This is a genomic window from Phocaeicola dorei (genome assembly GCF_013009555.1).
Taxonomy (GTDB): domain Bacteria; phylum Bacteroidota; class Bacteroidia; order Bacteroidales; family Bacteroidaceae; genus Phocaeicola; species Phocaeicola dorei.
This window is the reverse complement of the sequence record NZ_CP046176.1, coordinates 4,350,756-4,360,944: the sequence shown is the minus strand read 5'-3', so window position 1 is coordinate 4,360,944 and position 10,189 is coordinate 4,350,756. Positions and strand designations below refer to the sequence as shown.

Below are 10,189 nucleotides of genomic sequence, written 5' to 3'. Positions count from 1 at the left end.
TTCTCAAGGGTAAAATCTATCTTTGTGCTCATTGACACAGTATGAAAATGTTCCGGAAAACTTTTATGAATATAATTTTTTAAACATGATAGGATGAGTACGAAATTTTATGTAATAGCTGTTTGGACGCTGTTAAGTTTTGTGGTAAAAGTAAATGCACAAGACAAAGTGGAATGTTGGGACCGGTTTGAGTTGAGTTTTAAACAGGTGACCAAAGGGAATCCTTTTGATACACGTCTTTCCGCTACTTTCATTTGTGGAAAGGAAAAGAAAACGGTGGAAGGATTTTATGATGGTGAGAATACTTATAGGATACGGTTTATGCCTGCTGTCGCCGGGGAATGGAGGTATGTTACATCTTCCAGTATAGGAGCTATGAATGGTCGGAAAGGTACATTCACAGTGGTACCCGCCGGAAAAGATAATCATGGCATGGTGTTGGTGGACGGAGAACATAATTTTAAATATGCGGACGGTACCCGTTATTATCCGATGGGTACGACGGCCTATGCATGGACACATATGAAGGAAACGACTCAGGAGGCTACTTTGAAATCGTTTGGTGAAGCCGGTTTTAATAAGGTAAGGATGTGTGTGTTTCCTAAAAACTATTCTTTAGTGAAAGACGAGCCCGCGCTTTATCCTTTTGAAATAGAGAAGACGATAAAAGATAAGGAAGGAAATGAAAGGAAAGAATGGGACTTTGACAGATTTGACCCGGCTTTTTTTCAGCATTTGGAGAAACGGATAGACCAACTGAACCGTTTGGGGATTGAGGCGGATTTGATCCTTTTCCATCCTTATGATAAAGGAAGATGGGGCTTTGATGCTATGTCGAATGAGGTGAATGTACGTTATATTAAATATATTACTGCGCGTTTGGCTTCTTTTAGAAATGTATGGTGGTCTATGGCAAACGAGTGGGATTATGTAAAAGCGAAAACTGTGGACGATTGGAAGCTGTTGACGAAAACAGTGGTTGAGAATGATCCTTATCGCCATTTATGTTCTATTCATGGAGCGACGGCTACTTATTTTGATTATTGGATGCCTGAATTTACCCATGTCAGCATACAAGATGAGGCACCGGTACTGAGTTCTACCGCTTCTGCTACTTTAAGAAAAATTTATCGCAAACCGGTTATATGTGATGAGGTTGGGTATGAAGGGAATCTACCTTATCGTTGGGGAAGGTTAAGTCCGCAGCAGATGACTTACTTTATTTTGAATGGTTTGTTGGGTGGGATTTATGTCACTCACGGTGAATGTTATCAGCAGGGGAACGAACCTATCTTTTGGGCGCAAGGGGGATCTTTAAAAGGTGAAAGCTGGAAACGTGTGAAATTTTTGAGAACGATTCTTGAAGCTGCTCCCTATCCGTTGGAGATGGCAGATATCAGTCGTGACTTGGTTACTTCTACTGCTGGACCGGACTATTATCTGGTCAATATGGGAAAAGATGTGAAAGGTTTCTGGACTTTTAATCTGCCGGTAAAAAATGCAGATTATAACAAATTGCAAAAGAATAAACGGTTTAAAGTAGAGATTATTGATGTGTGGGCCATGACTGTCACGGAATATCCTGTGATATTTGAAACAACAGAGGAATTGGATTATCGTGTTTTTGATATACATCATCGGGGAGTAAGAATTCCGGATACTCCTTATATTGTTCTTAGAATAACAGAGGTGAAATGATGGGATAAGCCTTCTGACGGGAGATGATTGATTTTTTTTATCATAAAAAAGGCTAATAGTTTTCGATTCTTTTTGTTTTAGCTTAAATTTGCAGTATAATTAACTCCCTAGATACACTAAAATGTTAAATACAGTAGAAGAAGGATTGGAAGATATTCGTCAGGGCAAAGTATTGATCGTTGTTGATGACGAAGATCGTGAAAACGAAGGCGATTTTATCGTTTCAGGAGAAAAGATTACTCCTGAAATTGTAAATTTTATGATTACTCATGGCAGAGGGTTGTTATGTGCTCCTCTGCCACGTTCACGTTGTGAAGAACTTGGTCTGGCTCCGATGGCAGAAGAAAACACTTCATTGCTAGGTACACCGTTTACTATGTCGGTAGATTTAAGAGGGTATGGCTGTACTACGGGAGTTTCTGCTTTCGACCGTTCGTCAACAATAAAAGCTTTGGTGGCAGGAAATCTGAATCCTTCCGAGTTTGCTCGTCCGGGGCATGTGTTCCCCCTTTACGGTGCGGAAAATGGAGTATTGGAACGTAATGGACATACCGAAGCTACACTGGATATGACAAGAATGGCAGGTTTGAAACCCGGAGGAGCTCTTGTTGAAATTTTGAATGAAGATGGTACAATGGCGCGTCTTCCCCAACTAGGTGAGATTGCAGCAAAATTCGGTTTGAAAATTGTTTCCATTAAGGATATTCAGGAATATCGTAAAAAACATAACCTCTAAATCTAATAAATATGGCACTCAATCAAAGAAGAGTAAAGATATTGCATCTGATTCGTGAAGACGGACATGCAAAAGTTCAGGACCTTAGTAAAATTTTCAATGTGACGGATGTAACGATCCGTCAGGATTTGGAAGCCTTGGAACAAATGGGGTATATCCAAAGAGAGCATGGAGGTGCGTTTCTGAAAGGAGTAGGGTCGTTTGCCAAGACCGGACAATTGTTCAATCAGACTCATTTGGAGGAAAAGAAAGAAATTGCTCAGAAAGCTATTCAGTTTATTCAGGAGGGGGACAGTATAATTCTTGATTCCGGTTCTACAACTACAGAGATCGCAAAGCTTTTAATGAATTATAAGGACCTGACAGTCATTACTAATGCTTTGAATATAGCTTTGATTTTAGGTGAGAATCATGGTATTAATCTAATTGTTACCGGAGGTGAGTTCAAGGCTCCTACACTTTCTTTGACAGGAAAAATGGCGGCCGATTCATTTAAAGATATACGCGCTAATAAATTGTTTCTAGCTACAGCTGGTATTTCTTCGGATATGAAACTGACTTATCCTAGTCTAAGTGATTTGGTCGTGAAATCTGCTATGATAGAATCTGCCAGTAAAGTGTATCTGGTGGCTGATTGTTCAAAAATAGGTGTCAGTGCTTTTGCTAGTTTAGGCTCGGTTTCATTAGCCAATGCTATTATTACAGATAGTACTATAACCGAGGAGGATTTTGAAAGATTAAAAGAATTGGAGGTCGAAGTAATCTGATTCTTACTGAAATAAAGGTAATATGGGTGATTGAGAATGTTGGAAAATACATTCTTGATCACCTTTTTTATCAACTCTGATTTTTGCTTCCCTATTTGTCCTTATTGTTTGCTTCTTTTTTTATAACTGTTCTGCTGGGTACAAAAGAGACGATCGAAGAGTCTTATTTATATAGAGATATAACCTTGTTGACAGAATAAATTAATTGTTCCGGTTTATAGGTTATATGGAAATATATTGTTAATATAATCAAATTGAATTTCATTTTCTTTCGTTTAATGTTGGATAATTCCGGTTGAATTCCGTTATTTGCGAAAGAATAAGAAAGTAAATGATAATAATATGCAAGTTGAAACGTTAGAATTACAATCGGAAAAGAATCGGAAACGATTGGTTGAGATTGTGTATAAAGCAAAAGCAGGGCACATTGGAGGTGATCTATCGTGTCTTAACGTGCTTACAGCACTTTATTTTGATATAATGCGTGTTTGGCCGGATAAACCAAAGGAAACGAAAAGAGATCGTTTTGTAATGAGTAAGGGACACTGTGTGGAGGCTTTATATGTTACTCTTGAGGCAAAAGGCTTTATTTCTCATGAGATAACCGATACTTTAGGTGAGTTCGGGTCTATTTTGTCCGGTCATCCTACTATAGAGGTACCGGGTATTGAAGTAAATACGGGAGCTTTAGGGCATGGCTTGTCTGTAGGCGTTGGAATGGCGATTGCTGCCAAAATGGATAAAGCTGATTATAAAACGTATGTACTGATGGGAGATGGTGAGCAAGGGGAAGGTTCGATATATGAAGCTGCTATGGCAGGAAACCAATATAAATTGGATAATCTGGTAGCCATTATTGACCGTAATCGTTTGCAGATCAGCGGTACAACCGAGGAGGTCATGTCATTGGAGAGTATGCGTGACCGCTGGACTGCTTTCGGCTGGGATGTGTTGGAAATGAATGGGGATGAAATGGAAGATATCATCCGGACTTTCCATTCTATTGATTATACGAATAAAAAGCCTCATTTGCTTATCTCCCATACTACAAAAGGGAAAGGAGTATCTTATATGGAAGGCATTGCAAAATGGCATCATGGCGTGCCTACAGCCGAACAATATGAAGAGGCTGTTCGTGAGATATCCGAAAGAATTGAAAAACTAGAAAAAGAAAACAATGGCAAATAATATAATAGCGTGCAGAAAGAGCTTTACAGATACATTGCTGGAGTTGGCTCGTCAGGATAAAGATATTGTGGCGGTTACAACAGACGCCAGGGGTTCTGTTACTTTGGGAGATTTTGCAAAAGAATTACCCGCACAGTTTGTAGAATGTGGAATAGCCGAACAGGATGCGGTAGGAATTTCAGCAGGTTTGTCACATAGCGGAAAAAAAGTGTTTGTATGTGGCCCGGCTTGCTTCTATGTGGCCCGTAGCTTGGAACAGGTGAAAGTTGATTTGGCTTACAGTCAGAATAATGTGAAGATATTGGGAGTGAGTGGTGGTGTCGCATACGGTGCTTTAGGGGCTACTCATCATAGTCTGCATGATATTGCCGTATTAAGAACTTTTCCGGGAATGAATATCGTTCTCCCCTGTGATGCCCGTCAGACACGTAAGTTGGTCAAGCTATTGGTCGATTATCCCGAACCGGTGTATGTACGTGTAGGAAGAGCTGCTGTTCCCGATGTGTATGAGAATGATGATTTTGATTTTGTTCTGGGAAAAGCTAATATGCTGCTGGATGGTACGGACCTGACCATCATTGCCGCCGGAGAAACGGTTTATCATGCTTATCAAGCTGGTTTGATGTTACAGGAGAAAGGCATTAAGGCACGTGTGTTGGATATGTCTTCCATAAAGCCTGTTGATGTGGAAGCTATCAAGAAAGCGGCAGAAGAAACCGGAAGAATTATCACTGTGGAAGAGCATAGTCAGTTTGGTGGTTTGGGAGCTATTGTGGTTGAGACGCTTTCTGAAAATCCGGTTCCGGTACGTATTATCGGTATTCCCGATGAAAATGTAGTTCATGGAAATTCTCATGAAATCTTTGCTCATTATGGGTTGGATAAAGAAGGAATCTGTAAGGCTGCTCTTGAATTCATGAAAAAATAAACATGTCCTTTTAAAATCTAATAGTATGATTAGCAAAATAATTACCATAGACCAAAGTACTTCGGCGACAAAAGCTATGCTGTTCTCTGAAAGTTGCGAATTGTTGCATCGGGTCAATATAGAGCATCAGCAATTCTATCCGCAACTAGGATGGGTGGAACACGATGCCGAAGAAATTTATAAAAATACCATAGAAGCTATACATTGTTTGCTAGAGAAGGAGGAAGTGAATGGGAAAGACATTTCTTATTCTCTTGCCATCACAAATCAGCGTGAAACGGTAGTTGTTTGGAATAAGCGGACTGGTAAACCTGTTTATCACGCCGTGGTATGGCAATGCCAGCGAGGGGCAGCTATTTGCAAGGAACTGAAAGATAAGGGATACAGCGGACTGGTACAACGGAAGACCGGATTGCTTATCGATCCTTATTTTTCTGCCAGTGGTGCTAAGTGGATATTGGATAACGTGGAAAATGCACGTGAACTGGCAGAAAAGGGTGATTTGTTGATGGGAACTATTGATTCCTGGCTGATTTGGAAACTGACCGAAGGCAGGAATCATCTGACTGATTATACGAATGCGTCGCGTACCATGCTTTTTAATATTCATACTTTAGACTGGGATGAAGAGTTGTTGAAACTCTTCACTATCCCCCGGAGTATGATGCCGGAAGCTTTGCCCTGTGATGCTATTTTTGGAGAAACAACGATAGAGGGTTTGTTCAAATCTCCGATACAAATAGCAGGTGTTTTAGGTGATTCCCATGGAGCATTAACCGGTCAGATGTGTTTTGAGGCAGGTATGGGGAAGGTGACATACGGAACAGGATCATCTGTTATGGTTAACATTGGAGAAGAGGCTGTTACTGCTCCTGAAGGGCTGGTCACGTCCGTTGGATTCTCGGCTTTAGGCAAAGTGTATTATGCTTTCGAAGGAAATATCCATTGTACCGGAGCCACTATCAAGTGGATGGTGGAGAAATTGGGATTGGTGGATTCGTTCAATCAAATTGAAACCTTAGCGACTTCGGTTAAAAACAATGATGGAGTCTATCTGGTTCCGGCTTTTACCGGATTGGGAGCTCCCTGGTGGAAACCGGATGCCAAAGCTGCCATCTGGGGAATGACACTGAATGCAGGCAAGGCACATGTGTTGCGTGCGGGATTGGAATCTATCGCTTATCAAGTGAAGGATTTGATAGACATGATGACACGGCAGGCAGGTATCGAATTGAAAGCCCTTCGTGTTGACGGAGGCCCCACGAAGAATCAGTTCCTGATGCAATTTCAGGCTGATATGTTGCAGGCTGTCATTAACCGTTCGGAAATAGAAGAAGCTTCTGCATTAGGGGCTGTTGTCATGAATGGCTTTGCCCGTAAGAAATGGACTAGTTTCCAAGAAGCTGCTGCCATGCGTACCATTGATAATTGCATTACTCCCTGTATGGAGGAAAAGGAACTTCAATCCTTGTATAGCGGATGGCGTGAAGCTGTCAAAAAAGTAATAGGACAGAATAACTAACTGAATATATCGTAACTTTTAATACCATTAGAAATGAAAAACAAGAAGAAAATGTGTTTTGGTGTTATCATTGGAACACGCGCTTATTTTAACTCGGAATTAGCAAAAGACGTTCGCAAACAATTGCTGGAAACACTGACAAAAGAAGGGTATGACTATGTCATTCTTCCCGAAGACGCTACGCCGACAGGCAGTAGCAGTATCGAAACAAGAGAAGATGGCTTGAAGTGTGCTAAATTGTTCCGTGAGAATCGGGAACGTATAGATGGAATCATTGTTTCACTGCCCAATTTCGGTTTTGAAATCGGTATCATCAATGCCATCAGTGTGGCCGATCTGAATGTGCCTGTTTTGGTTCAGGCATGTGATGACGAGAATGATAAAGTTGATTTGGATAGCCGTCGTGACGCATTCTGTGGTAAGATTTCCGTATGCAATAACTTGTATCAGTACGGCATTCCTTTTACTGATACCACCCTTCATACTTATTCTATTTATTCTGATTTGCTGGCTGCCGATATCAATAAATTTGCAGCTATCTGCCGTGTAGTTAATGGTCTTCGTCATGCTCGTATCGGTGCTATCGGTACTCGTCCCGCAGGATTCCAGACGGTTCGTGCCAGTGAGAAGCTGTTGCAGGCATCGGGTATTACAGTCATTCCGGTAGACCTTTCCGAGATTTTGGCTGCTGCCCATAAGATTGAGGATACCGATGAGGTATTGCAGGCCAAACTGAAAGAAATCAGACAGTATGCTGTTGTTCCTGAACAATACAGTGATAAGCTGGTTTTGCAGGCTAAATTTGGTGTGGCCGTAGAAAAATGGATGGAGGCCAATGAAATTGATGCTGTAGCTATCCAGTGTTGGGACTCTTTGGAACAAAACTACGGTTGTGCGGCTTGTGTGACTATGAGTATGTTGAGTGAGAAACTAATTCCTGCTGCCTGTGAAGTGGATATTGCCGGTGCAGTATCTATGTATGCGTTGACTTTGGCTTCCGGGTGTCCGTCGGCGCTGCTTGACTGGAACAATAACTTTGCCGAAGATCGTAACAAGTGCGTATGTACACATTGTGGTAACTTCCCTAAATCATTTGTAATGAATGAATTGAAGTTAGGAACATTAGGAGTATTGGGTAGAACCTTGGGTAAAGTACACACTTTCGGTGCCGTTTACGGTAAAGTAAAACAGGGTGATTTTACATTCTTCCGTATCTCGACAGATGATACGAAGGGTTGTATCAAGTCTTATTTGGGTAAAGGTGACCTGACTGATGATCCATACGGAATGGATGGTTGTATAGCAGTAACCAAGGTGGATAATCTGCAGCCGCTTATGAAATATATCTGTAAGAATGGATTCGAACATCACGTGGCTATGTGCCGTGGCAATGTGAAAGATATTCTGGCAGAAGCTATTGAAACTTATCTGAACTGGAATATCTATATTCACGAATAATATCGATGAAATATGATATTGGTAGATAATTACTTTTTGGCAATCCTCTGCTGTGTCATTTGCTGTGCCTGTTGGGGCTCTTGGGCAAATACACAGAAGATGGTCGCCGCCAAGCAATGGAGCTTTGAACTGTTTTATTGGGATTTGACCGTCGGTTTGTTCCTTACAGCTTTATTGGGGGCGGTGACTTTAGGAAGTATGGGAAGTGAAGGCCGTACCTTTTTTCAGGATTTGGCAGTCATGGACTGGTCTAGCATTCAATATGCATTCTTGGGCGGTGTTGTATGGAATTTCGGCAATATATTTCTTACAGCAGCCATTGCTGTAGCCGGAATGTCAGTAGGTTTTCCTATCGGTGGAGGCTTGGCCTGGATTGGAGGTATTGTATTCAATTATTTATTAATCTCTTTGGCCGGTCAGACCTATCAGGGAAATCAGTTTTTACTATGGAGTGGTGTGTTAGTCATCATTATCGCTATCTTGATTTGCGGAAAAGCATATGGAAAGTTATCATCCGGTAAAGCTTCCACACCCAAGAAAGGTATCTTGTTGGCTATTATGGCAGGTATTGCTATCATGTTCTTTTATGGATTGGTTGTAAAATCCCTGGATCCGCAGTATGTGGCCGGTGGAACCGGAACATTGACTCCTTATACAGGTGTGTTCTTCTTTGCGGTAGGTATATTGGTTAGTACACCGATATTTAATACATTCGCCATGAAACATCCCGTGGAAGGCAGGGTAGTGACCATGAAAGATTACTTTGCCGGTGATGCAAAGACTCATCTCACAGGGATGCTGGGAGGTTTTATATGGATGGGTGGCATGGTGATTAGTTTTATGGGAGCCGGTGCTGCCAATCCGGCTATCTCATACGCCCTTAGCAACGCGGCCCCTGTGGTGGCCATGATATGGGGAGTCTTTGTCTGGAAGGAGTTTAAAGATGCTCCGAAAGGAACTGATAAACTGATTGTGGCTATGTTTGCTTTGTTTATTATCGGCTTAATAAGCATAACTTTGTCGAATTGAAATTTGAATGAAGAGAAACTATAAAATAGGGCTTGTAATGAAGTCGTTACAAGCCGATTTTTTCAAAGTGATGAAAGAGGGGGCTATTCAGTATGCGGCCCCTCTTCCGTTTTTGGATTTGGTTTGTGTGGGAACGGCTACACAGACAGAGGTAAAGGAACAGATTGACTTGATGTATTCTTTGATTCATCAACAAGTCGATGCCATCGTATTGGTGCCTATAGACTCAAAGGCTTTGGTTCAGCCTGCAGTAGAGGCTGTCAGGAAAGGAATTCCGGTAATTAATATTGATATTCAGCTGGATGCTCAGCTATTGGAGCAGGCAGGAGTAGAAGTGGCTTTTGTGGGACCGGATAATTTTGCGGCTGCGTATGAAGTGGGTAAATTATTGGGTAAGAAGTTGCGGAATGAAGATAAAGTTGCTATTATTGAAGGATTGGCGGCAGCCGATAATGCGCAGCAGCGTAAAAGAGGTTTCATCAAAGCGATAGAAGAAAAAGGGTTAAGATTGGTGGCGTCCGAACCAGCCGACTGGGAAACGGAGAAAGCCGCCGAAGTCTTTCAGGCTATGTGGATGCGGTATCCTGATTTGAAAGCTGTATATTGCAGCAATGATGCGATGGCGTTGGGGGTTCTTCAGCAAATGCAAGAAAAAAAATGCTATTTGCCGGTAGTGGGTTTTGATAATGATGCGGTAATGAAAGAATTTCTTTCTACAGGAAAACTGGTTGCTACAGCTGACATTTTCAGTTCACAAATGGCTGTCCGAGGGATTGAGTTCGCTTTGGATGTACTGGAAGGAAGAATAGAGAATAGAGGGGTTCATTCTACTGCCTATGAAATTATAAAACAATGAGTTTATA

9 protein-coding genes are annotated in these 10,189 nt (G+C 41.5%); all 9 read left to right on the top strand.

The window, feature by feature from the left end; genetic code table 11:
• The first annotated feature begins 93 nt into the window (after positions 1 to 93).
• The 9 genes from GKD17_RS18070 to GKD17_RS18030 all read left to right on the top strand — a co-directional run bounded on the left by GKD17_RS18070 (position 94) and on the right by GKD17_RS18030 (position 10,182).
• On the top strand, positions 94 to 1,698 hold the full coding sequence (locus GKD17_RS18070; RefSeq protein ID WP_007830957.1) for a DUF5060 domain-containing protein: 1,605 nt from the start codon (positions 94 to 96) through the stop codon (positions 1,696 to 1,698).
• 121 nt (positions 1,699 to 1,819) lie between these two features.
• Positions 1,820 to 2,434: a 3,4-dihydroxy-2-butanone-4-phosphate synthase gene (gene ribB / locus GKD17_RS18065; protein WP_007830960.1), complete on the top strand. Its 615-nt coding sequence runs from the start codon at positions 1,820 to 1,822 to the stop codon at positions 2,432 to 2,434.
• 11 nt (positions 2,435 to 2,445) lie between these two features.
• Positions 2,446 to 3,201 (top strand): DeoR/GlpR family DNA-binding transcription regulator, encoded by a 756-nt coding sequence (locus GKD17_RS18060; RefSeq protein ID WP_005842359.1) that lies wholly within the window; start codon positions 2,446 to 2,448, stop codon positions 3,199 to 3,201.
• Positions 3,202 to 3,543: 342 nt separating this feature from the next.
• A complete protein-coding gene (locus GKD17_RS18055; protein ID WP_007830962.1) occupies positions 3,544 to 4,389 on the top strand; it encodes a transketolase in 846 nt (281 codons plus the stop codon).
• Positions 4,379 to 5,317 carry a transketolase family protein gene (locus GKD17_RS18050; RefSeq protein ID WP_007830963.1) on the top strand — a complete coding sequence of 313 codons (939 nt, stop codon included), beginning with the start codon at positions 4,379 to 4,381 and terminating at the stop codon, positions 5,315 to 5,317. The genes GKD17_RS18055 and GKD17_RS18050 overlap by 11 nt, the downstream gene beginning before the upstream one ends.
• A gap of 25 nt (positions 5,318 to 5,342) precedes the next feature.
• Positions 5,343 to 6,839 (top strand): glycerol kinase GlpK, encoded by a 1,497-nt coding sequence (gene glpK, locus GKD17_RS18045; protein WP_007830964.1) that lies wholly within the window; start codon positions 5,343 to 5,345, stop codon positions 6,837 to 6,839.
• 33 nt (positions 6,840 to 6,872) lie between these two features.
• Complete coding sequence (locus GKD17_RS18040; RefSeq protein WP_007830974.1) at positions 6,873 to 8,297, top strand: L-fucose/L-arabinose isomerase family protein; 1,425 nt, start codon at positions 6,873 to 6,875, stop codon at positions 8,295 to 8,297.
• A gap of 12 nt (positions 8,298 to 8,309) precedes the next feature.
• Positions 8,310 to 9,326 (top strand): GRP family sugar transporter, encoded by a 1,017-nt coding sequence (locus GKD17_RS18035; RefSeq protein WP_007843565.1) that lies wholly within the window; start codon positions 8,310 to 8,312, stop codon positions 9,324 to 9,326.
• 37 nt (positions 9,327 to 9,363) lie between these two features.
• Entirely contained in the window at positions 9,364 to 10,182 is an 819-nt protein-coding gene (locus GKD17_RS18030) for a substrate-binding domain-containing protein (protein ID WP_007843563.1), read from the top strand.
• Positions 10,183 to 10,189 lie beyond the last annotated feature (7 nt).

Coding starts and splice junctions, on each gene's coding strand:
- GKD17_RS18070 (WP_007830957.1), top strand. CDS start 94: ATGAGTACGAAATTTTATGTAATAGCTGTTTGGACGCTGTTAAGTTTT.
- ribB (WP_007830960.1), top strand. CDS start 1,820: ATGTTAAATACAGTAGAAGAAGGATTGGAAGATATTCGTCAGGGCAAA.
- GKD17_RS18060 (WP_005842359.1), top strand. CDS start 2,446: ATGGCACTCAATCAAAGAAGAGTAAAGATATTGCATCTGATTCGTGAA.
- GKD17_RS18055 (WP_007830962.1), top strand. CDS start 3,544: ATGCAAGTTGAAACGTTAGAATTACAATCGGAAAAGAATCGGAAACGA.
- GKD17_RS18050 (WP_007830963.1), top strand. CDS start 4,379: ATGGCAAATAATATAATAGCGTGCAGAAAGAGCTTTACAGATACATTG.
- glpK (WP_007830964.1), top strand. CDS start 5,343: ATGATTAGCAAAATAATTACCATAGACCAAAGTACTTCGGCGACAAAA.
- GKD17_RS18040 (WP_007830974.1), top strand. CDS start 6,873: ATGAAAAACAAGAAGAAAATGTGTTTTGGTGTTATCATTGGAACACGC.
- GKD17_RS18035 (WP_007843565.1), top strand. CDS start 8,310: ATGATATTGGTAGATAATTACTTTTTGGCAATCCTCTGCTGTGTCATT.
- GKD17_RS18030 (WP_007843563.1), top strand. CDS start 9,364: ATGAAGTCGTTACAAGCCGATTTTTTCAAAGTGATGAAAGAGGGGGCT.